Source organism: Pseudomonas sp. PDM28 (assembly GCF_019219115.1).
Taxonomy (GTDB): Bacteria; Pseudomonadota; Gammaproteobacteria; order Pseudomonadales; family Pseudomonadaceae; genus Aquipseudomonas; species Aquipseudomonas laurylsulfatiphila.
The window spans coordinates 719,252-739,745 of record NZ_JAHUWG010000001.1; the positions used below are offsets into that span (position 1 = coordinate 719,252).

The 20,494-nt window shown below is 58.9% G+C and carries 20 protein-coding genes; 10 read left to right on the forward strand and 10 right to left on the reverse strand.

The window, feature by feature from the left end:
* The first annotated feature begins 27 nt into the window (after positions 1–27).
* Entirely contained in the window at positions 28–1,509 is a 1,482-nt protein-coding gene (trpE, locus tag KW841_RS03290; protein WP_095964072.1) for an anthranilate synthase component I, read from the forward strand.
* A 209-nt stretch (positions 1,510–1,718) separates the two neighbouring features.
* On the opposite strand, the gene estP is transcribed toward trpE, so the two are convergent.
* The gene (gene estP / locus KW841_RS03295; RefSeq protein WP_218473478.1) at positions 1,719–3,629 is read right to left on the reverse strand and encodes an esterase EstP; all 1,911 of its coding nucleotides are present in this window, start codon (positions 3,627–3,629) and stop codon (positions 1,719–1,721) included.
* A gap of 408 nt (positions 3,630–4,037) precedes the next feature.
* Here estP and KW841_RS03300 point away from each other — a divergent pair, with 408 nt between their 5' ends.
* The 4 genes from KW841_RS03300 to KW841_RS03315 all read left to right on the forward strand — a co-directional run bounded on the left by KW841_RS03300 (position 4,038) and on the right by KW841_RS03315 (position 7,324).
* A complete protein-coding gene (locus KW841_RS03300; RefSeq protein WP_007980194.1) occupies positions 4,038–4,631 on the forward strand; it encodes an aminodeoxychorismate/anthranilate synthase component II in 594 nt (197 codons plus the stop codon).
* A gap of 9 nt (positions 4,632–4,640) precedes the next feature.
* Positions 4,641–5,690, forward strand: coding sequence for an anthranilate phosphoribosyltransferase (gene trpD / locus KW841_RS03305; RefSeq protein ID WP_104449989.1), 1,050 nt, complete (start codon positions 4,641–4,643; stop codon positions 5,688–5,690).
* Positions 5,687–6,523: an indole-3-glycerol phosphate synthase TrpC gene (gene trpC, locus KW841_RS03310; RefSeq protein WP_218473480.1), complete on the forward strand. Its 837-nt coding sequence runs from the start codon at positions 5,687–5,689 to the stop codon at positions 6,521–6,523. Before trpD ends, trpC begins: the two co-directional genes overlap by 4 nt.
* A gap of 99 nt (positions 6,524–6,622) precedes the next feature.
* On the forward strand, positions 6,623–7,324 hold the full coding sequence (locus KW841_RS03315; RefSeq protein ID WP_218473482.1) for a lipoate--protein ligase family protein: 702 nt from the start codon (positions 6,623–6,625) through the stop codon (positions 7,322–7,324).
* A gap of 10 nt (positions 7,325–7,334) precedes the next feature.
* Here KW841_RS03315 and crp read toward each other — a convergent pair whose 3' ends face one another.
* Positions 7,335–7,979 carry a cAMP-activated global transcriptional regulator CRP gene (crp, locus tag KW841_RS03320; RefSeq protein ID WP_104449986.1) on the reverse strand — a complete coding sequence of 215 codons (645 nt, stop codon included), beginning with the start codon at positions 7,977–7,979 and terminating at the stop codon, positions 7,335–7,337.
* Positions 7,980–8,203: 224 nt separating this feature from the next.
* On the opposite strand from crp, the gene KW841_RS03325 reads away from it, so the two are divergent.
* Positions 8,204–8,626, forward strand: coding sequence for an OsmC family protein (locus KW841_RS03325; RefSeq protein WP_017138086.1), 423 nt, complete (start codon positions 8,204–8,206; stop codon positions 8,624–8,626).
* Positions 8,627–8,865: 239 nt separating this feature from the next.
* Complete coding sequence (gene speD / locus KW841_RS03330) at positions 8,866–9,657, forward strand: adenosylmethionine decarboxylase (protein WP_007980189.1); 792 nt, start codon at positions 8,866–8,868, stop codon at positions 9,655–9,657.
* A 119-nt stretch (positions 9,658–9,776) separates the two neighbouring features.
* Here speD and coq7 read toward each other — a convergent pair whose 3' ends face one another.
* The 6 genes from coq7 to hemJ all read right to left on the reverse strand — a co-directional run bounded on the left by coq7 (position 9,777) and on the right by hemJ (position 14,341).
* Positions 9,777–10,424 (reverse strand): 2-polyprenyl-3-methyl-6-methoxy-1,4-benzoquinone monooxygenase, encoded by a 648-nt coding sequence (gene coq7 / locus KW841_RS03335; protein WP_007980187.1) that lies wholly within the window; start codon positions 10,422–10,424, stop codon positions 9,777–9,779.
* 158 nt (positions 10,425–10,582) lie between these two features.
* Positions 10,583–10,921 (reverse strand): histidine triad nucleotide-binding protein, encoded by a 339-nt coding sequence (locus KW841_RS03340; RefSeq protein ID WP_007980184.1) that lies wholly within the window; start codon positions 10,919–10,921, stop codon positions 10,583–10,585.
* Positions 10,922–11,001: 80 nt separating this feature from the next.
* On the reverse strand, positions 11,002–11,790 hold the full coding sequence (locus KW841_RS03345) for an SDR family oxidoreductase (protein WP_218473484.1): 789 nt from the start codon (positions 11,788–11,790) through the stop codon (positions 11,002–11,004).
* A gap of 61 nt (positions 11,791–11,851) precedes the next feature.
* A complete protein-coding gene (locus tag KW841_RS03350; protein ID WP_218473487.1) occupies positions 11,852–12,817 on the reverse strand; it encodes a DUF805 domain-containing protein in 966 nt (321 codons plus the stop codon).
* 93 nt (positions 12,818–12,910) lie between these two features.
* Positions 12,911–13,879 (reverse strand): nitronate monooxygenase family protein, encoded by a 969-nt coding sequence (locus KW841_RS03355; RefSeq protein ID WP_218473489.1) that lies wholly within the window; start codon positions 13,877–13,879, stop codon positions 12,911–12,913.
* A 33-nt stretch (positions 13,880–13,912) separates the two neighbouring features.
* Entirely contained in the window at positions 13,913–14,341 is a 429-nt protein-coding gene (gene hemJ, locus KW841_RS03360) for a protoporphyrinogen oxidase HemJ (protein ID WP_007980176.1), read from the reverse strand.
* Positions 14,342–14,476: 135 nt separating this feature from the next.
* Here hemJ and argC point away from each other — a divergent pair, with 135 nt between their 5' ends.
* Together argC and erpA are read left to right on the forward strand one after the other, a co-directional pair.
* Positions 14,477–15,511: an N-acetyl-gamma-glutamyl-phosphate reductase gene (gene argC, locus KW841_RS03365; protein WP_007980174.1), complete on the forward strand. Its 1,035-nt coding sequence runs from the start codon at positions 14,477–14,479 to the stop codon at positions 15,509–15,511.
* 166 nt (positions 15,512–15,677) lie between these two features.
* A complete protein-coding gene (erpA, locus tag KW841_RS03370) occupies positions 15,678–16,028 on the forward strand; it encodes an iron-sulfur cluster insertion protein ErpA (RefSeq protein WP_007906865.1) in 351 nt (116 codons plus the stop codon).
* Between the two features lie 68 nt (positions 16,029–16,096).
* On the opposite strand, the gene KW841_RS03375 is transcribed toward erpA, so the two are convergent.
* Both KW841_RS03375 and KW841_RS03380 read right to left on the reverse strand, forming a co-directional pair.
* Entirely contained in the window at positions 16,097–17,188 is a 1,092-nt protein-coding gene (locus KW841_RS03375) for an anhydro-N-acetylmuramic acid kinase (protein WP_218473491.1), read from the reverse strand.
* A 3-nt stretch (positions 17,189–17,191) separates the two neighbouring features.
* Positions 17,192–18,622 carry a peptidoglycan DD-metalloendopeptidase family protein gene (locus KW841_RS03380; protein ID WP_218473493.1) on the reverse strand — a complete coding sequence of 477 codons (1,431 nt, stop codon included), beginning with the start codon at positions 18,620–18,622 and terminating at the stop codon, positions 17,192–17,194.
* A gap of 211 nt (positions 18,623–18,833) precedes the next feature.
* Here KW841_RS03380 and tyrS point away from each other — a divergent pair, with 211 nt between their 5' ends.
* Positions 18,834–20,033, forward strand: a complete 1,200-nt coding sequence (gene tyrS, locus KW841_RS03385) for a tyrosine--tRNA ligase (RefSeq protein WP_102700209.1) — start codon at positions 18,834–18,836, stop codon at positions 20,031–20,033.
* Positions 20,034–20,494: the final 461 nt, after the last annotated feature.

A 20,494-nucleotide genomic window follows, 5' to 3' on the forward strand; every position in this document is an offset into this window, starting at 1 on the left:
TTCGACCCTCAAGCCACGAGGCACCTCATGATCCGCGAAGAATTCCTGCGTTTGGCCGCTGCCGGCTACAACCGCATTCCGCTTGCCTGCGAAACCCTGGCCGACTTCGACACGCCGCTGTCGATCTACCTGAAACTGGCCGACGAGCCCAATTCCTACTTGCTGGAGTCCGTACAGGGCGGCGAGAAGTGGGGCCGTTACTCGATCATCGGCCTGCCGTGCCGCACCGTGCTACGGGTTCACGACCATCACGTCAGCGTGACCGTCGACGGCGTCGAGACCGAAAGCCACGACGTGGAAGACCCGCTGGCCTTCGTCGAAACCTTCAAGGCGCGCTACAACGTGCCGACCATCGCCGGCCTGCCGCGTTTCAACGGCGGCCTGGTGGGCTACTTCGGTTATGACTGCGTGCGTTACGTGGAGAAGCGTCTGGGCAAGTGCCCGAACCCGGATCCGCTGGGCGTACCGGACATTCTGCTGATGGTCTCCGACGCCGTCGTGGTGTTCGACAACCTCGCCGGCAAGATGCACGCCATCGTGCTGGCCGACCCGGCGCAGGAAGATGCCTTCGAGCAAGGCCGCGCGCGCCTGGAAGAGCTGCTGGAAAAACTGCGCCAGCCGATCACCCCGCGCCGTGGCCTGGACTTCAGCCAGCAACAGTCGGCCGACCCGGTATTCCGCTCCAGCTTCACCCAGGACGATTACGAAAAAGCGGTCGATACCATCAAGGAATACATCCTGGCCGGTGACTGCATGCAGGTCGTGCCGTCCCAGCGCATGTCGATCGACTTCAAGGCCGCGCCGATCGATCTGTACCGCGCGCTGCGCTGCTTCAACCCGACGCCTTACATGTACTTCTTCAACTTTGGCGACTTCCACGTCGTCGGCAGTTCGCCGGAAGTGCTGGTGCGGGTCGAAGACAACCTGATTACCGTGCGCCCGATCGCCGGCACCCGTCCACGCGGGGCCAATGAAGAGGCTGATCTTGCGCTGGAAAAAGACCTGCTGTCGGACGACAAGGAAATCGCCGAACACTTGATGCTGATCGACCTCGGTCGCAACGACACCGGTCGCGTCTCGGAAATCGGCTCGGTGAAACTCACCGAGAAAATGGTCATCGAGCGTTATTCCAACGTGATGCACATCGTGTCCAACGTTACCGGGCAACTAAAGGCCGGGCTGACGGCAATGGACGCGCTGCGGGCAATTCTGCCGGCGGGCACCTTGTCTGGCGCACCGAAGATTCGCGCGATGGAAATCATCGACGAACTGGAGCCGGTCAAGCGTGGCGTCTACGGCGGTGCGGTCGGTTACTTCGCCTGGAACGGCAACATGGACACCGCGATTGCGATCCGCACGGCGGTGATCAAGAACGGCGAGCTGCACGTGCAGGCCGGTGGCGGCATCGTCGCCGACTCGGTGCCGGCATTGGAATGGGAAGAAACCCTGAACAAGCGCCGCGCAATGTTCCGCGCGGTGGCACTGGCCGAACAAACCCCGAACACCTGAGTTCGCCGCTAGCCCTGTGGCGAGGGAGCTTTTGTGGCGAGGGGGCTTGCCCCCGTTGGGTCGCAAAGCGGCCCCCTGCATTCGTTCAGGCGACAGCGTTTACGACTGCTTCGCAGCCGAACGCGAGCAAGCTCGCTCACCACAATAAGTGTTCAGCATAAAAAAAACGCGGCGCCTGTAAGGGCGCCGCGTTTTTTATTGCCGCTACATCAGAAGTCCAGCGCAACACCTACGTTGATGCCTTGTTGGGTGAAGTCGTCGTCCCTGCGAATGTTGTAGCTGGCGCGCAATGCCAGGTCGCGGGTGAGGTTATGGCTCACCCCTAGGTTCACACGCTGCAAGTGGCTTTGCGGGGTGTAGCCTTCCAGCGTGAACTGGTTGTTCGGCAGGCTGTTGAGGTTGATGCCTACGTCCTGGGTATCGTCGTTGTACTCACGCTCGATTGCCGCTTCGCCGAACACCTGGGTTTGCGGGGTGATCTGGTATTTACCCTGCAGGCCAGCACCCAGGCGCCGGGAAATCACTTCCTGATCGGCAAAGGTCAGCGCCGTGGAATCGTTGCCGTCCTCCGAGTAGCCGTCGACTTTCGCCTTGGAAAAATCAGCGCTGATAAACGGCGACACGTGCCAGGGGCTGCTGGCATGTTGTGCAATGTCGTAACCCAGGCGAGCGCTGAAGGCTTCGATGTAGCCGCTGGTATCGCCTTTTTCACTGCGTTCGTTGGCGCCCAACTGGAACTTGCGCTTGAGGCTGTCGTAATCCAGATGGCCGGCCGTCAACGCCACGTCCGCCCAGACACGGTTTTGCTGGTATTGGGCGAATGCCGTGCCCAGGTAAGCGTTGAGCTTGTAGTCGGAATCGTTGCTGCCGGCTTCGAGTTTCTGGTTATAGAAACCCGCCGCCAGGCCGACGCGCCAGGCATCGTCGATGCGGTAGCTGCCACCGATGTTCAGGTTGGCTCCATTGCCGTCGGCACTGACCGCGCTGTCCTGGCTGTCAAAGTCCTGATGCTGTCCGCCGCCAGAAACAATGGCTCGCCATTGGCCGACGCCCTGCCAGTTTTGCCAATCGGCCAGCCACTGGTTGCGCAATTCATCCTGATGCGCGCGCAGGGTGCCCTGGGCCATTTCCGGCAGTAATGTCAGCTCCCACGGTGCTGCCAACAGGGAGTACGCGTAGTCGGCAATCAGTCGCTGCCCGGCTTCTGTGGGATGCACGGAGTCGTTGTAGATCAGTTTGGTCGGGTCCGGCGTGGCGCTGTTGATGCCGTAACGGGCATTCTCGGTACACCCGTTGCCGCTGAAGCAGGTGGCGATGAGGTTCTGGTCGGTGGCCAGGCCAAACTGCGCCGGGTTGGCGAACGTCTCTTTGAGCAGTACCGGAATGTTGAGCGGGATGACTTCGGCATTGATGTTCTGCAGTCGGCTGACCAGTTCATTATTGAACTGGGCGCTGAGTTGGGACGTGAACGCTTGCAGCGGGGTGCCGTTGAACGCCGGGGTGAAGCCGATATCGGGCAGCAACCAGACCATGACGTATTTGGCTCCGGCGGTTTGCAGCGTTTGTACGCTGTCGGCCAGTCGATCGGCTGCAGCGCTGGCCTGGGGCAGGCTGGTGACGCGACCTTGCAGGAAGTCGTTACCGCCACCCGACAGGTAATACAGTGCGTTCGGGTCGGCACGGAAGTTGTTCGACGGCAGGTAGCCGGCGCGGGTGCGTTCGCCGGTGGCGGAAACGCTGGTGATCGAATCCAGGATCTGATCCGTGCGGTAGCCGCCGACGGCCCAGTTGTTGCCATCGGGCTGGCCGTTGTTGGCACGCACCGCCGAAGACGATGACGCAGTCTGGTCCGCCGAGAACCCGAGTTTTCCACCCAGTATCTGCGTGGAGTTGAGCGAGCGGACTTCGCCGCTGCCATCCAGATATACCGGCCCCGTCCGGTTGGTAAAGCGCTGCGTCGCCCCGGCAGGGCCGCCGGTGTCGGCAAAGGTCCCGGCGTCGTTGAGGCTGTCCCCGAAGACCACGAAATTTGTATAAGGATTGGGTGCGGCGTTCGCCTGGGCGCATGCCATCGCGAGCAAGCATCCTGCGAGCGGTACAAACAACGACTGTTTGGTCATGAGCAAGTCCGTTTATTTATTGTTGTAGTGAACGAAACGACAGTACCAAAAACGTTCGGCCTTTTGCCATCTGTCGCGAAGCCTTTGATAGTTTCGCGGGCAGTACCCCCGGCGATATTGCACGCTCTGCCCAGCTACGATACTGTGCCGGGACGTACGAACGAGACCTTCCCCGTGTTGATCATCAGTAAACTCCTGGATCAAGTCATCAAGGCACACGCCCGCTGGCGTTGGCGCGCCTGAATTCATTTGCCGGCTTCGCCGGACCTGTACCGCTTCGCCTTCTTTACCTGTTTGAAATGCCGCTTTGCTGGCGCTCCTCCAGCACCTGTCAAAGCGCAGCGCTCTGCGGGTCAATCATTCGAAGGCCATCTTTAAAGTCAGTGAATTCAAGAGGTTCTTAACGCCATGTTGCTGATGATCGATAACTACGACTCCTTTACCTACAACGTTGTGCAGTACCTGGGCGAGCTCGGCTCCCAGGTCAAAGTCGTGCGTAACGATGAACTGACCATCGCTGAAATCGAAGCCCTTAATCCTGAGCGCATCGTTGTGTCCCCCGGTCCTTGCACCCCGACCGAAGCCGGCATCTCGATTGAAGCGATCAAGCATTTCGCCGGCAAACTGCCGATTCTTGGCGTCTGCCTGGGTCACCAATCCATCGGCCAGGCCTTTGGCGGCGATGTGGTGCGCGCCCGTCAAGTGATGCACGGTAAGACTAGCCCGGTATTTCACGAGGACAAGGGTGTATTCGCAGGCCTGAATCGTCCGCTGACGGTGACCCGCTATCATTCATTGATCGTCAAGCGCGAAACCCTGCCCGATTGCCTGGAGCTGACGGCGTGGACCCAGCTTGAAGACGGCTCGGTCGACGAGATCATGGGCCTGCGTCACAAGACCCTGAACATCGAGGGCGTGCAGTTCCACCCTGAATCGATCCTCACCGAGCAGGGCCACGAACTGTTCGCCAACTTCCTTAAACAAACCGGCGGCACACGCTAAGGACTCATCATGAATATCAAGACAGCCCTGAGCCGTGTCGTCGATCACCTCGACCTCAGCACCGATGAAATGCGCGATGTGATGCGCGAAATCATGACCGGGCAATGCACGGACGCACAGATCGGTGCGTTCATGATGGCCATGCGCATGAAGAGCGAAAGCATCGACGAAATCGTCGGCGCGGTGTCGGTGATGCGCGAACTGGCGGACAAGGTCGAACTCAAGACCCTCGACGGTGTGGTCGATGTAGTGGGCACCGGCGGCGACGGCGCCAATATCTTCAACGTATCGACCGCTTCCGCTTTCGTGGTTGCGGCGGCCGGTTGTACGGTAGCCAAACACGGCAACCGTGCGGTGTCGGGCAAGAGCGGCAGTGCCGATTTGCTGGAGGCGGCCGGCATCTACCTGAACCTGACGCCGGTGCAAGTGGCGCGCTGCATTGACAACGTTGGTATTGGTTTCATGTTTGCCCAGACTCATCACTCTGCGATGAAATACGCCGCCAGCCCGCGTCGTGAACTGGGCTTGCGCACATTGTTCAACATGCTCGGCCCGCTTACGAATCCGGCCGGTGTGAAGCATCAGGTGGTAGGCGTTTTCACCCAGGCCTTGTGCCGGCCGCTGGCGGAAGTGTTGCAGCGTCTGGGTAGCAAGCATGTGTTGGTGGTGCATTCGAAGGATGGCCTGGACGAATTCAGCCTGGCCGCACCGACTTTTGTCGCTGAGCTGAAGGATGGCCAGATCACCGAGTATTGGGTCGAACCGGAAGACCTGGGCATGAAGAGCCAGAGCCTGCACGGCCTGGCCGTGGAAAGCCCGGCGGCGTCCCTGGAGCTGATTCGCGATGCCCTGGGCAAGCGCAAGACCGAGAACGGTCAGAAAGCGGCCGAGATGATCATGCTCAATGCCGGTGCCGCACTGTATGCGGCCGACCATGCCAGCAGTTTGAAAGAGGGAGTTGCACTTGCGCACGATGCGCTGCACACCGGTCTTGCTCGAGAAAAGCTGGAGGAGTTGGGTGCATTTACCGCGGTATTCAAAGTGGAGAATGAAGGATGAGTGTACCGACGGTTCTGGAAAAGATTCTGGCGCGCAAAGTTGAGGAAGTGGCCGAGCGCAGCGCTCGCGTCAGCCTCGCCGAGCTGGAAGACCTGGCCAGGATGGCCGATGCACCTCGTGGTTTTGCCAAGGCCTTGCTGGCTCAGGCCAAGCTGAAGCAACCGGCAGTCATTGCTGAAGTCAAGAAGGCTTCGCCGAGCAAAGGCGTGATCCGCGAGAACTTCGTTCCCGCCGATATCGCCAAAAGCTACGAGAAGGGCGGTGCAACCTGCCTGTCGGTACTCACCGACATCGACTACTTCCAGGGCGCCGATGCGTACCTGCAGCAGGCCCGCGCGGCGTGCCAGCTGCCGGTGATCCGCAAGGACTTCATGATCGATCCCTACCAGATCGTCGAAGCCCGTGCCCTGGGTGCCGATTGCGTGCTGTTGATCGTGTCGGCGCTGGATGACGTGAAAATGGCCGAGCTGGCGGCCGTGGCCAAAAGCGTCAACCTTGATGTGCTGGTGGAAGTCCACGACGGCGATGAGTTGGAACGGGCCTTGAAAACCCTCGATACTCCGCTGGTTGGCGTGAACAACCGCAACCTGCACACCTTCGATGTCAGCCTGGAAACCACCCTCGACCTGTTGCCACGTATTCCGCGCGATCGACTGGTCATCACCGAGAGCGGCATTCTCAACCGCGCCGATGTCGAACTGATGGAAATCAGCGACGTCTACGCGTTCCTGGTCGGCGAAGCGTTCATGCGCGCCGAAAGCCCGGGTACCGAATTGCAGCGATTGTTCTTCCCCGAGCGTGGCGTTCCAGTCAGCGGCTCGACACTCGACTAAACACATCTTCACAGGCAAACCGCTTCCACTGTGGGAGCGGGCTTGCCCGCGAAGAGGCCCGCAAATCCCCTAGAGACCTCAGGTCTGTCGGAGCCTTCCATGTCGCTGCCAACCTCCCTGACCATCGAAGCCGGCCTGCAAGCCGAACAAGATCTGTTGGCCTCGGTTTGCGCTGGCGACGCGGAGTTCGGCCTGTTGTTCTGGCAGCCGAGTGATCAGGCATTGGTCATGCCGCGCCGCTTGAATCGCTTGCCGGGTTTCGAGGCTGCCTGTGAAGTGTCGGCGGCGGCCGGTTGGCCGGTGCTGCTGCGCGATACCGGCGGCGAACCGGTTCCACAATCCGCCACTACGATCAATATCGCCCTGGTTTACGCGCCACCGCGCAGCGAAGGTGATTTGAACCGCATCGAAACCGGTTACCGGCGCCTGTGCGACCCCATCTGCCAGTTGCTGGATGAATTGGGTGGCTCGTCGTCCCTTGGCGAAATCGACGGTGCGTTCTGCGATGGCCGCTTCAACGTCAATCTCGACGGGCGCAAAATGGTTGGCACCGCCCAGCGCTGGCGCCAGAGCCAGGGTGGTCAGCGTCCGGTGGGCCTGGTGCACGGTGCGATGCTGATGGATAACGACCGGGCGTCAATGGTCGCCGCGGTCAATCGCTTCAACGAAGCCTGTGGTCTGGCACAACGGGTACGCGCCGAAAGCCACATTGCATTGCATGAGAAGTTCGCGGCACCCGATGCACTGGCGCGCCTCGACGAACTCTATCGATTGATGCTGGCACAGATGTTCGGCGGCTAGGTTTTCGAGCTTATCGCGTACCGAAGACCACCATGGTCTTGCCTTTGACGTCCACCAGGTTACGTTCTTCCAGATCCTTGAGCACGCGACCGACCATCTCCCGGGAACAACCGACAATCCGCCCGATTTCCTGACGGGTCACCTTGATTTGCATGCCGTCGGGGTGGGTCATGGCGTCTGGCTGTTTGCACAGCTCCAGCAGGCAGCGGGCAACGCGGCCGGTTACGTCAAAAAATGCCAGGTCACCGACCTTGCGCGTGGTGTTGCGCAGGCGCTGTGCGATTTGTCCGCTGAGGACGTAAAGAATGTCCGGATCCTGCTGGGACAATTCGCGGAATTTTGCGTAGCTGATTTCCGCGACTTCGCATTCGACCTTGGCCCGCACCCAGGCACTGCGCTCCTGCTCCAGGCCGGCTTGCTCAAACAGGCCCAACTCACCGAAAAAGTCCCCGGCGTTCAGGTAGGAAATGATCATTTCCCGCCCGTCGTCATCCTCGATCAGGATGGTGACTGAGCCTTTGATGATGAAGAACAGCGTTTCCGAGCGGTCACCGGCACAAATGATGTTGCTCTTGGCCTGATAGCGGCGGCGCTGGCAATGCATCAACAGCTTGTCGAGGTTCTTGAGCTTGGGGTTGGGGGCAATAGCAACCATGGTTGTATCCCGAAAAGACTGCACGGTATGGTTTTTATAAATAGCGAACGCTGGAGTAAGGCTGGCCATGCGCCATTGAATTGGCGTCAGCTTACCAGACACCTCCTGAAATATTCGAGCATTTACCTACAAGGCAGTGGGATATGTCCTAGGACGGCGGGCGCTGTCAATCTCGAGGGCTGTGCTAAGCTGGCGACCCTTTTTTATACAGTGGAGTCTTGGCGATGAAGGCACGCATCCAATGGGCTGGCGAAGCCATGTTCCTCGGCGAATCCGGTAGCGGTCATGTCGTGGTCATGGACGGTCCGCCCGATGCCGGCGGACGTAACCTGGGTGTCCGGCCGATGGAAATGCTGCTGCTGGGTGTCGGCGGTTGCAGCAATTTCGACGTGGTCAGCATCCTCAAGAAGTCCCGCCAGGCCGTCGAGAGCTGCGAAGCCTTCCTCGAAGCCGAGCGCGCGACCGAGGACCCAAAGGTTTTCACCAAGATCCACATGCACTTCGTGGTCAAGGGCCGCGCGCTGAAAGAAGCCCAGGTCAAGCGCGCCATCGAATTGTCTGCCGAGAAGTACTGCTCGGCCTCGATCATGCTCGGCGCGGCTGGCGTGGCAATTACCCACGACTACGAGATCATCGAGCTCGGTTGAATCGACATTCAACTATCATAAAAGCAGTGCAGACTCTGGCGAACACAAGCTGACGTCTGCATAATGCGCCACTTTTTTCAGGGTAGTGGCCCGTCAGCCGACAGGCCTCGCACCCGAACAGACAACCAAAATCGCCATCGCGAAGAGGTGTTAACCGTCCTACGCAGGTGCGTTGTTCGCATCTGACGGGCATGCTTGATCACGCGGCCGGGCCGCAAACACATAGAGAGTTTTTAACGGTGAAAAGCAAACTCAAGCTCCACGGGTTCAATAACCTGACAAAGACCTTGAGCTTCAACATCTATGACATCTGCTACGCGGAAACCCCGCAAGACCAACAGGCTTACGTCGAGTACATCAATAAAGAGTACAACGCGAAACGCCTGACGCAGATCCTCACGGAAGTTGTCGATATCATTGGTGCCAACATCCTGAATATTGCCAGTCAGGACTATGAGCCGCAGGGCGCCAGCGTCACGATCCTGATCTCCGAAGAGCCGGTAACCCCGACCGACAGTCAGATCGAAGAGTCTCCGGGCCCGCTGCCCGAAATCATTCTGGCCCACCTCGACAAGAGCCACATCACGGTGCACACCTACCCGGAAATCCATCCGGTCAGCGGTATTGCAACCTTCCGTGTGGACATCGACGTGTCGACTTGCGGGGTCATTTCACCGCTTAAAGCGCTCAACTTCCTGATTCACCAGTTCGATTCGGACATCGTGACCGTGGACTACCGTGTGCGCGGCTTCACCCGTGACGTTGAAGGCAAAAAGCACTTCATCGACCACGAGATCAACTCGATCCAGAACTACCTCTCCGATGACACTCGCGACGCGTACCAGATGACCGACGTGAACGTGTACCAGGAAAACCTGTTCCATACCAAAATGCTGCTGAAGAACTTCGAACTGGATAACTACCTGTTCGGTGATGCCACCAGCAACCTGTCCTCTGAGCAACGTGCCCAGGTGACCGAGCGGGTGAAACACGAAATGCTCGAAATCTTCTACGCGCGCAACATGGCGTAAGGTTCTCGAACACAAAAAAAAGGCGACTACCTCACGGCAGTCGCCTTTTTTATTGCCGAAACGCGGCCCCTGTGGGAGCGGGCTTGCCCGCGAAGAGGCCCTCACAGGCGACCGGGATATCAGATCCGATAAGTACTCTTGGTCATCACCTTGGCCATCAGACTCATTCCGAATTTCACCGGCGCCGGAAAGCGGAACCCACCAGCCTCCAGCGCGCTTTCGGCATGCTGTTCTTCGTCGATACGCATCTGCTCAAGAATCGCCCGGGATTTCTCATCCTCGGCCGGCAATTGCTCCAGGTGTTCGTTCAGGTGTTTGCACACCTGGTCTTCCGTTGCCGCCACGAAGCCCAGGCTGACTTTGTCGCTGATCAGGCCGGCCACGGCGCCAATTCCGAAGGACATGCCGTAAAACAGCGGATTGAGGATGCTGGTGTGGCTGCCCAGTTGATGAATGCGTTGTTCGCACCAGACCAGATGATCGATTTCTTCTTCGGCGGCATGTTCCATGGCAGCACGCACCTGCGGCAGTCTGGCGGTCAGCGCCTGCCCCTGATACAGCGCCTGGGCGCAGACTTCGCCGGTATGGTTGATGCGCATCAGGCCGGCAACGTGGCGCGTGTCTTCGTCGCTCATTTTTGCATCGGGCTGCACGATGGCCGGCGATGGACGGTACGGCTGGCCGCTGAAGGGCAGCAGGGTGCGCATCGCGGCATCGGCTTGCAGCAGAAGGCGGTCAATGGGCGAGTAGTGACGTTGGGTAGTCATGCTGACCTCCGGGGGGAATTTCGGTGGCCAGTTTAACCCAATCGGCCGGGGATGGTTTGCGCTGGGTCAAAAGCGAAAAAAGATCGCAGCCTTCGGCAGCTCCTACAGAGATCGGTGTAGGAGCTGCCGAAGGCTGCGATCTTTGAGGGCTTGGCGAATCAGCCCGGCGGCCAGTGCATCTGGCGCTGGCCCAGCACGTGCATATGAATGTGGTAGACGGTTTGCCCGCCTTCTTCATTGCAGTTCATGACGACTCGGAAGCCTTTTTCGCAGCCCAGTTCCAGGGCCAGGCGCTGGGCGGTGAACAGAATGTGTCCGGCCAGTGCCTTGTCGTCTTCCGTCAGATCGTTCAGGGTGCGAACCGGCTTCTTCGGGATCACCAGGAAATGTACCGGTGCCTGTGGGGAAATGTCGTGGAAGGCCAGTACCTGGTCGTCCTCGTAAATGATCTTCGCCGGGATTTCCCGGTTGATGATCTTGGTGAACAGAGTATCCACAGCTGTTTTCTCCGTTGTTTGGGCTGGCCTGAGTGTACTCATGGTGTATGCCAGCGCCCAGCCTTTTACCTTGAGTTGGATCAGCGCGGGCAGTAAGCCTTGTTGACCATGCCGGCGATTGTGCGCGTCAGCCAGCGTGAGCCGAGCCTTGGCAGGAAGGCGAACCAGCGGTTGCGCCGCCCCGGAATAATGATCGCTTGGTTCTTTTCCAGTGCGCGCACGGTGTAGAGCGCCACTTCCTCGGGGCTCATCAACAGTTTGCTGTTGGTCAGTTTGTCGCTGTCGAGTTGCGCGGTACGGAAGAACGCTGTGCGGGTCGGCCCGGGGCAGAGCACCGAAACCTTGATCGCACACTTTTTCAGCTCGACGCGCAATCCCTCGGAGAAGTGCAGCACATAGGCCTTGCTGGCGTAATAGGTGCTCATCCACGGTCCCGGTTGAAACGCTGCCACCGAGGCCACATTCAGAATCTGCCCGCCACCTTGCAGGGCCATGCTGTTGCCGATGGCATGGCACAGGCGGGTGAGGGCGAGGATGTTCACTTCGATCAGGTCTTGCTCGGTCATCCAGTCCTGGGCCAGAAACGGGCCGCATGTGCCGATGCCGGCGCAGTTGACCAACAGATCGATTTGCCGGTCGCCTTCTTCCAGCTCCAGCAGGAATCCGGACAGGCGCAACGGTTCGCTCAGGTCACAGGCACGGAACAGCACTTCCACGCCGAACCTTTGGGTCAACTCAATCGCAATGCTTTCCAGCTGATCACGTTGTCGGGCCACCAGAATCAGGCTGCGGCCGCGCCGGGCCAGCGCTTCGGCCATTGCCAGGCCGATGCCGCTGGAGGCGCCAGTGATCAGAGCGTAACGGGTCATGCAGTTCTCCATCGCAACAGCTCCGCGCCGCGACGCAGGTGTCACGGGCCAGGAGCGCTGTTCATTCTTTCGCAGAGTCTACAGGGGGCTGGGCCTCTTCGGCTGCATCGTCGGTGGAATTTGGCACCGGTTCGACCTCGACGTCGATTTCATCGGTAGTGACCGAACTGCTGTCGTAGCTGCTCTGGGCGGCGTTTTCGTATTCTTCCTGTATCGCCGAGAGTCCACCGGCCAGGGAGCCGACCAGGATCAGAGCGATGACGACCAGCCACAGCGAAGACAATACTTTGACCGCGGTGCTGTTCGGTGGAGGCGGTGGACCGTAGCGGTTGGCCAGTTCGTTGCCCGGTACAACCATGGTCACGAACGGAAAGAAAGTACCCACAAACGGCACCAGGTTCAGCAGCCACAGCCAGCCGGACCAGCCGACATCGTGCAATCGTTGAACGGTGATCTGGATGCTGACGAAGGCAAATCCGACAAACAGGATCAGGGCCAGCAAGCCGCCCAGGATCAGGCCGGCGGTTGAATCCGCACCGATGAGGGCCAGGGCGACCAATGCAAATACCCCGCAAACAGCCGAGAGTACGAGTGTCAGCACCAGCGACCAGGCGAGGTAACGCAAGCGACCGATACGGCCATCGAAACTGAATGGCTTGAGCGTGGCGAATTCCGCCACGGCTTGGCCGACGGGCGCGCGAGGCGGAGCGTAAGGAGACTGCGGTTCTGCCAAGGCCGCCTGGCTGCTGGCCGGGGTATGGTCATGCACGTCGGCGAGGTTCAACTCGATCGGTGTTTCGGCTTCGATGCGCGCGTCGATACCGGTCTTGCTCAGCGCCTGGAGATAGGTCTGGGCATCGGCCTGCGACAGGTTGCGTTTGAGCGCTACCGGGCGCCCGGTAAACAAGCGCTCGATGGCCGTGACATCGCTTTTGAACAAATCGGCGAGATTGAGCTTTGCCGTGGTGATATCTACACCGGGCAGCAAGGCACCTTCGAAGATGATCTTGAAACGATTTTCGCCCATGTGCGAAGCATCCTTGTCGCGAGAGGTTGAAAGAAGAAGGTTGTGCCCGGGTGAGTGTAAGGCCAGCCGGGAGGGGCTGGCCAAGATTTACTGTCAGCGCGGCCAGCGTTTAGGCAACTGGGCGGCATGCTCCAGGGCCTGGCGGTACTCGGCGTCGAGACGTGCAATCAACTGCTCGACACTCGGCAAGTCCTTGATTTCTCCCACGCCCTGGCCTGCAGACCAAACGGTTTTCCAGGCTTTGGCCTCATCGCTCACGGGTTTGAGCTTGGAACCGAAGTTGATCTCGCCCTTGCCCTGCAACGCGGCCATGTCGAAACCGGCGGCTTCCAGGCTCTGGCGCATGAAACTCGCGGGGACACCTGACACGGCTGGCGTATGGATGATGTCTGCGGCTTTGGATGTCAGCAGCATTTCTTTGTAGGCTTCGGGTGCGTGACTTTCGGTCGTGCCGATAAACCGAGTGCCAAAGTAGGCCAGGTCCGCGCCGAGCAATTGCGCGGCAAGAATTTCATGCCCGTGATTCAGGCAGCCGGCCAGCAGCAGGGTCTTGTCGAAGAACTGGCGGATTTCGGCAATCAGCGAGAACGGGCTCCAGGTCCCTGCGTGTCCGCCGGCCCCGGCAGCCACGGCGATCAATCCATCCACGCCGGCTTCGGCCGCTTTCTCGGCATGACGACGTGTCGTCACATCATGGAACACCAGGCCGCCGTAGCTGTGCACCGCATCGACCAGTTCTTTCACGGCGCCGAGGCTGGTGATCACGATCGGCACTTTGTGCTCTACACAGATCTCCAGGTCCGCCTGTAAGCGTGGATTGCTGTTATGCACGATCAGGTTCACGGCATAAGGCGCGGGGTTTTCCATTGTTGCCAGTCCGGCTTCGATCTCTTCCAGCCAGGCCTTGAAGCCGCTGCTTTCGCGCTGGTTCAGCGCCGGGAAGCTGCCGACCACGCCCTGGCGACAACAGGCGAGTACCAATTGCGGATTGGAAATCAGGAACATCGGCGCGGCCACCACAGGCAGACGCAAACGTTGTTCGAGCAGAGCGGGCAGCGACATTGGAAGTACCCCGGTGAGTGGTGTCTATTGGATTTAGAACGGCCGAACGACGACCAGAATTACGATTGCCAGCAATATCAGAACCGGAACCTCATTGAACCAGCGATAAAAGACATGGCTGCGGGTGTTTTCGCCACGGGCAAAGCGTTTTACCTGGGCGCCGCACATGTGGTGATAGCCGATCAGCAACACGACCAGGGTCAGTTTGGCGTGTATCCAGCCACCCTGGCTGAAGATGCCTGGATTGAGGTAGATGAGCCAGCCGCCGAAGATCAACGTGGCGATCATCGCCGGGCCCATGATGCCCCGGTACAGCTTGCGCTCCATGACGCTGAAGCGTTCCTTGCTGATCGTGTCTTCACTTTGTGCGTGATAAACGAACAGTCGTGGCAGGTAGAACAGGCCGGCAAACCAGCACACGACGCTGACGATATGTAACGCTTTGAGCCACAGATAAAGCATTTTTGGTTATTCCCCAATTCACGGTAATGGGAATAGTAGAGGCTTGAGCGTCCGCACGTCACCTTGACGGTTGTCGCAGGGGCGCGCGGCCCCTATTATCGTCGGCTTTCCAGTGGGTTCGTTGAGGGCAGGTTTATGGTCAAGGTCGGTATCGTCGGCGGCACGGGTTACACCGGTGTCGAACTGCTGCGTCTGTTGGCGCAACATCCGCAAGCTGAGGTGGTTGTCATCACTTCCCGATCCGAGGCTGGCCTGGCCGTAGCCGACATGTACCCGAACCTGCGAGGCCATTACGACGGCCTGGCGTTCAGCGTTCCGGACATCAAGACCCTGGGTGCCTGTGATGTGGTGTTCTTCGCCACGCCGCACGGTGTTGCCCATGCCCTGGCGGGCGAACTGCTGGCGGCCGGGACCAAGGTTATCGACCTGTCGGCCGACTTCCGTCTGCAAGACGCCGATGAATGGGCCAAGTGGTACGGCCAGCCGCACGGTGCACCGGAGTTGTTGGACGAAGCGGTCTACGGCTTGCCGGAAGTCAATCGCGAGCAGATCAAGAAAGCGCGTCTGATTGCCGTGCCGGGCTGCTACCCAACTGCAACGCAATTGGGTTTCCTGCCATTGCTCGAAGCCGGCCTGGCCGATGCTGCGCATCTGATTGCTGACTGCAAATCCGGTGTCAGCGGTGCCGGTCGTGGTGCTTCCGTAGGTTCGCTGTACTCCGAGACGTCGGAAAGCATGAAGGCCTATGCCGTCAAAGGTCACCGTCATTTGCCGGAAATCCGCCAGGGGTTGCGTCGTGCAGCGGGCAAGGACGTCGGGCTGACCTTCGTTCCGCACCTGACACCGATGATTCGCGGCATTCACTCGACGCTCTACGCCACTGTTGTTGATCGCTCGGTGGACCTGCAGGCGTTGTTTGAAAAGCGTTATGCCAACGAACCGTTCGTCGATGTCATGCCGGCCGGCAGCCATCCGGAGACGCGTAGCGTGCGGGGTGCCAACGTCTGCCGGATTGCCGTGCATCGCCCTCAGGACGGTGATCTGGTGGTGGTGCTGTCGGTGATCGACAACCTGGTCAAAGGGGCGTCGGGTCAGGCCGTGCAGAACATGAACATTCTGTTCGGGCTGGATGAGCGCCTGGGCCTCTCCCACGCCGGCATGCTGCCGTAAGGTTTATCGCGTACAGCAAAAGGCCCGTCTGACGGGCCTTTTTGCATTTCGGGCCGGCGATCGGATTGGTTGATATACCATAACAATAGTTGACCGCTTTTCTAGGAGAAGCGGATAATGCGCGTCATCACGCAATATGACGGCGTAACGCCGGGAGATAGTCAGCATGAGCGTCGAATCCTTCACCCCCACGGCTTTGCAATTCACCCACGGTGCCGCGCACAAGGTGAAGAGCCTGGTCGATGAAGAGGGGAATGATCGCTTGAAGCTGCGCGTATTTGTTACGGGCGGCGGTTGTTCAGGTTTTCAGTACGGTTTCACTTTCGATGAGGAAGTGGCCGATGACGACACCATCGTCGAACGCGAAGGCGTGAGCCTGGTGGTCGATCCGATGAGCTTCCAGTACCTGGCCGGTGCCGAGGTGGACTACCAGGAAGGTCTGGAAGGTTCGCGCTTCGTCATCAAGAACCCGAATGCGACCACCACCTGTGGCTGCGGGTCTTCGTTCTCGATCTGATCAGCGCGCCTGTTTCACAGAACGCCGCACGGCCTCAGGGTCTTGCGGCGTTTTGCTGTGTGGAGGATTTATGCGGGGTAGATGGCGCCGAGTACGCGCAATCCACGGGCACCGGTAACGCTCGGACGGTTGGCCGCGATGCCTTCGAGGCAACAATGAGCCAGCCACGCGAAGGCCATGGCTTCAACCCAGTCGGGGTCTACACCGTAAGTCGCGGTGCTGCTGACACTGGCGTTTGGCAGCAGGCTGGCCAGGCGGTTCATCAAGGCCGTGTTGTGGGCGCCGCCGCCGCAGACCAGCAGTTCCTGCGTGTCTGTCTGGGCGCTTTGCAGTGATTCGATAATGGTCAGTGCAGTCAGTTCAAGCAGGGTCGCCTGAACATCTTCGGCGCAGAAGGCTGGCAGCTGCGCCAGATGCTGCGTCAGCCATGGCAGGTTGAACACTTCCCGCCCGGTACTCTTCGGGCCTTTGGTCACAAAGAACGGGTCACTCAGTAGCGCATTCAACAGCACCGGTTGAATGTTGCCGCTGGCAGCCCATTGGCCATCACGGTCAAAGTGGTCGCCGCGTTGCTGGTGAATCCAGGCGTCCAGCAGCACATTGCCCGGGCCGCAGTCGAAGCCGGCGACCGGCTTGCCGGGCCCGATAAGGCTGAGATTGCTGAAGCCGCCTACGTTCAGTACTGCACGATTCCCGATCCGTTCTTCAAACAGGGCTTCGTGAAAGGCGGGAACCAGCGGTGCACCTTGTCCTCCGGCAGCGACATCGCGGCTGCGGAAGTCGCTGACCACGGTGATGCCTGTCAGCTCCGTCAGCAGGGCCGGATTGCCGATCTGCACAGTGAAGCCGCGTGCCGGTTCATGGCGGATGGTCTGGCCATGGCTGCCAATGGCACGAATGTCGTCAGGTTTCAGTTGCTGCTGCGCGAGAAGGGTGTGAATCCCTTGCGCTGCCAGTTTCACCCAGTTCTGCTGGGCGATGGCGGAGCGGGCAATTTCGTCCGGGCCGCTGGCGCACAAGCCGAGCAGCTCGGCGCGCAGGGAGTCGGGCATCGGGATGTAGTGGGAGGCGATCAGCCTGATCGCCGGGGCTTGCTCGATCAGTGCGATATCCAGGCCATCAAGGCTGGTCCCGGACATCACACCTATATAGAGCGCCATGACTTAACGCTTGCTCGAAGCCAGCATCGTGGCTTTTTCCTGATCCATGCGCGCCATCAGGGGCTGGCTTTGGGCGAGGAAGCGTGCGCGTTCGGCCTTGGCAATCGGATCGGCCATCGGCAGTTTCTGGCCCAACGGGTCAACGTGCACACCATTGACCTGGAACTCGTAGTGCAGGTGCGGGCCGGTGGAGAGGCCTGTGGTGCCGATATAGCCAATCACCTGGCCCTGCTTCACTGTGCCGCCAGTCTTCACGCCTTTGGCGAAGCCCTGCATGTGGCCGTAGAGCGTGGTATAGGTATTGCCGTGTTGGAGAACGACGGTATTGCCGTAGCCACCACGGCGACCGGCCAGCAAGACCTTGCCATCACCGGCTGCCTTGATCGGCGTGCCGCGCGGTGCTGCGTAGTCGACGCCTTTGTGGGCGCGGATCTTGTTCAGGATCGGGTGTTTGCGGCCCATGGAAAATTTCGAGCTGATGCGGGCGAAGTCCACCGGTGTGCGGATGAACGCCTTGCGCATGCTGTTGCCGTCAGCGGTGTAGTAGCTGCTGTTGCCTTGTTTGTTGGTGTAGCGAACGGCGGTGTAAGTCTTGCCGCGGTTGGTAAAGCGCGCCGACAGGATCGGGCCATTACCGACGGCCTTGCCGTTGACCACTTTTTGCTCGTAGATCACGTCGAATTCGTCGCCCTGGCGAATGTCCTGGGCGAAGTCCACGTCGTAGCCAAACACACTGGCCATGTCCATGGTCAGGCTGTGGGACAGGCCCGCTCGGGCCGCGGACTGCGACAACGAGCTGTTGATCACGCCATGAACATAAGCGGAGCGCACGGTCGGTTTCGCAGTGATGCGATTGAACGTGTAGCCCTTGTCGTTCCTGGTCAGGCTGATGCTTTCGACGTCGTTGAGCTTGCTGTGCAAGTTGGTCAACTGGCCGTCAGGGCTCAGTTCGAATTCAAGTTTTTGGCCACGCTTGAGCTGGCTGAACTGCTTGGCCTGCTTGTCGCTGGCCAGTATTTCATGCACTGAAGCGGCTGGAAGCCCGACTTTCTCGAACAGCGTGGAGAGGGTATCGCCCTTGGCGACGATCACTTCCCTGTGGCTTGCCGGCTTCTTTTCTTCAACTTCAACTTCAACGACCGGCGCCGGTTCGGCTTGAGCGGCTTCCTGAGTGTCCTCGGCGCTGTTGTCGATCTGCGCGAAGGGGGATGTTGCAGGTTCATTTGTGGCTTGAGCGACGTCGGCAGCGTCTTGATCTTGTGTCAGTTGTTCAGCAGGACTTTCCAGTTCAAGGCTCAGGGTCGTTTTTTTGGCTTCAACATCGCTGGAAGGGAATACCAGGAGCGCCAAGCTGAGAAGGGCAGCGATTCCACTTGCGGCGAGCAGGTGGGTCTTCGGGTAAAGCGGCGGCGCTTTAGACGATTCTGTGGTCATAAGTGGTTTTGACTTTGAAAAAGATGAATTGGAAAAGATGAATGACATGATGAAGATGAAATAACTGTATAAAATATAACCAAATCATCTCTGAAGCAAGTCCGCAGGTGCCCTGCCTGCGGATTGGCGTCCGTGCGCCGGGCAAACCTTGTATTTGACGCGCGATCTTGTATGGTTGGTTCCCTTTGAATCTGAGCCTTGCGGGTCTGTTATGAAGTCGGTTGAAGAGCAGCTAGCGCTGATCAAACGTGGTGCGGAAGAACTGTTGGTCGAGTCCGAGCTGATTGAAAAGCTCAAGCGTGGCCAGCCGCTGCGTATTAAGGCGGGCTTCGATCCAACGGCTCCGGACCTGCACCTGGGCCACACCGTGCTTATTAATAAGCTGCGCCAGTTCCAGGAGCTGGGGCATCAGGTGATCTTCCTGATTGGTGACTTCACCGGGATGATCGGTGATCCGAGCGGCAAGAGTGCTACGCGTCCGCCGCTCACTCGCGAGCAGGTCCTTGAGAACGCCGAGACCTACAAGACTCAGGTCTTCAAGATTCTGGACCCGGCAAAAACCGAAGTGGCCTTCAACTCCACCTGGATGGATCAGATGGGGCCGGCCGATTTCATTCGCCTGACTTCGCAGTACACCGTGGCTCGGATGCTCGAGCGCGATGACTTCGACAAGCGCTACACGACCAATCAGCCAATCGCCATTCATGAGTTCCTCTATCCGCTGGTTCAGGGTTACGACTCGGTAGCTCTGCGCGCTGACGTCGAGCTCGGCGGTACCGATCAGAAGTTTAACCTGCTGATGGGGCGTGAGCTGCAGCGTGGTTATGGTCAGGAAGCTCAGTGCATCTTGACCATGCCGCTGCTTGAAGGTCTGGATGGCGTGAAGAAGATGTCCAAGTCCTTGGGCAACTACGTCGGCATCCAGGAAGCGCCAGGTGTGATGTACAGCAAGCTGGTTTCCATTCCGGATGCGCTGATGTGGCGCTACTTCGAATTGCTCAGCTTCCGCTCCATGGATGAGATCAATGCGTTCCGCGCTGATGTGGAGGCGGGTGCCAATCCGCGCGACATCAAGATCAAGCTGGCTGAAGAGATCGTTGCGCGCTTCCATGGTGAAGAGGCTGCTGCCAATGCTCATCGTGCTGCCGGTAACCGAATGAAGGATGGCGAGCTGCCGGATGATCTGCCGGAAATCGAATTGACTGCTGCCGAGGATATGCCGATCGCTGCCGTCCTTAATAAAGCAGGGCTGGTCAAGAATTCGGCGGTGGCTCGAGATCTCCTGGGTTCCGGTGGTGTGCGTATAGATGGTGAGGTTGTCGATCGCACCTTTATATATGCGCTGGGCGCGACCCATGTTTGCCAGGCCGGGAAGAAGGCATTTGCGCGTATTACGCTCAAGGCTGAATAAAGTTGGAATTAAGTGTTGACGGCGAATTTTAGAAGCCTATAATTCGCCCCACTTCCGGCGCAGTCGAAACGGAAAACTCATTGATAAACAAAGAGTTACGCAGTTTTCGGCAGCAGGTTGCTTCAGGTCATCGAAGCCGAAAGGAAGTTGAAAAAGAGGTGTTGACAGCAGCGAGTAACGCTGTAGAATTCGCCTCCCGCTGACGAGAGATCGAAAGCGCAAGTGGTTGAAGTTGTTAAGGATTCCTTGAAAGCTTCTGAAAATAATCGCTTGACAGCAAATGAGGCTGCTGTAGAATGCGCGCCTCGGTTGAGACGAAAAGCTCTTGACCAACCGCTCTTTAACAACTGAATCAAGCAATTCGTGTGGGTGCTTGTGGAGTCAGACTGCTAGTCAACAGATTATCAGCATCACAAGTTACTCCGCGAGAAATCAAAGATGTAACCAACGATTGCTGAGCC

Bases quoted from the DNA above. Each gene is read 5' to 3' on its own strand.
- tyrS (WP_102700209.1), top strand. From the start codon at position 18,834: ATGAAGTCGGTTGAAGAGCAGCTAGCGCTGATCAAACGTGGTGCGGAA.
- KW841_RS03345 (WP_218473484.1), bottom strand. From the start codon at position 11,790: ATGACCCGTTACGCTCTGATCACTGGCGCCTCCAGCGGCATCGGCCTG.
- trpD (WP_104449989.1), top strand. From the start codon at position 4,641: ATGAATATCAAGACAGCCCTGAGCCGTGTCGTCGATCACCTCGACCTC.
- KW841_RS03355 (WP_218473489.1), bottom strand. From the start codon at position 13,879: ATGTCGCTGCCCGCTCTGCTCGAACAACGTTTGCGTCTGCCTGTGGTG.
- argC (WP_007980174.1), top strand. From the start codon at position 14,477: ATGGTCAAGGTCGGTATCGTCGGCGGCACGGGTTACACCGGTGTCGAA.
- crp (WP_104449986.1), bottom strand. From the start codon at position 7,979: ATGGTTGCTATTGCCCCCAACCCCAAGCTCAAGAACCTCGACAAGCTG.
- trpE (WP_095964072.1), top strand. From the start codon at position 28: ATGATCCGCGAAGAATTCCTGCGTTTGGCCGCTGCCGGCTACAACCGC.
- KW841_RS03315 (WP_218473482.1), top strand. From the start codon at position 6,623: ATGTCGCTGCCAACCTCCCTGACCATCGAAGCCGGCCTGCAAGCCGAA.
- KW841_RS03350 (WP_218473487.1), bottom strand. From the start codon at position 12,817: ATGGGCGAAAATCGTTTCAAGATCATCTTCGAAGGTGCCTTGCTGCCC.
- KW841_RS03375 (WP_218473491.1), bottom strand. From the start codon at position 17,188: ATGGCGCTCTATATAGGTGTGATGTCCGGGACCAGCCTTGATGGCCTG.
- KW841_RS03380 (WP_218473493.1), bottom strand. From the start codon at position 18,622: ATGACCACAGAATCGTCTAAAGCGCCGCCGCTTTACCCGAAGACCCAC.
- KW841_RS03300 (WP_007980194.1), top strand. From the start codon at position 4,038: ATGTTGCTGATGATCGATAACTACGACTCCTTTACCTACAACGTTGTG.
- erpA (WP_007906865.1), top strand. From the start codon at position 15,678: ATGAGCGTCGAATCCTTCACCCCCACGGCTTTGCAATTCACCCACGGT.
- hemJ (WP_007980176.1), bottom strand. From the start codon at position 14,341: ATGCTTTATCTGTGGCTCAAAGCGTTACATATCGTCAGCGTCGTGTGC.
- trpC (WP_218473480.1), top strand. From the start codon at position 5,687: ATGAGTGTACCGACGGTTCTGGAAAAGATTCTGGCGCGCAAAGTTGAG.
- estP (WP_218473478.1), bottom strand. From the start codon at position 3,629: ATGACCAAACAGTCGTTGTTTGTACCGCTCGCAGGATGCTTGCTCGCG.
- KW841_RS03325 (WP_017138086.1), top strand. From the start codon at position 8,204: ATGAAGGCACGCATCCAATGGGCTGGCGAAGCCATGTTCCTCGGCGAA.
- coq7 (WP_007980187.1), bottom strand. From the start codon at position 10,424: ATGACTACCCAACGTCACTACTCGCCCATTGACCGCCTTCTGCTGCAA.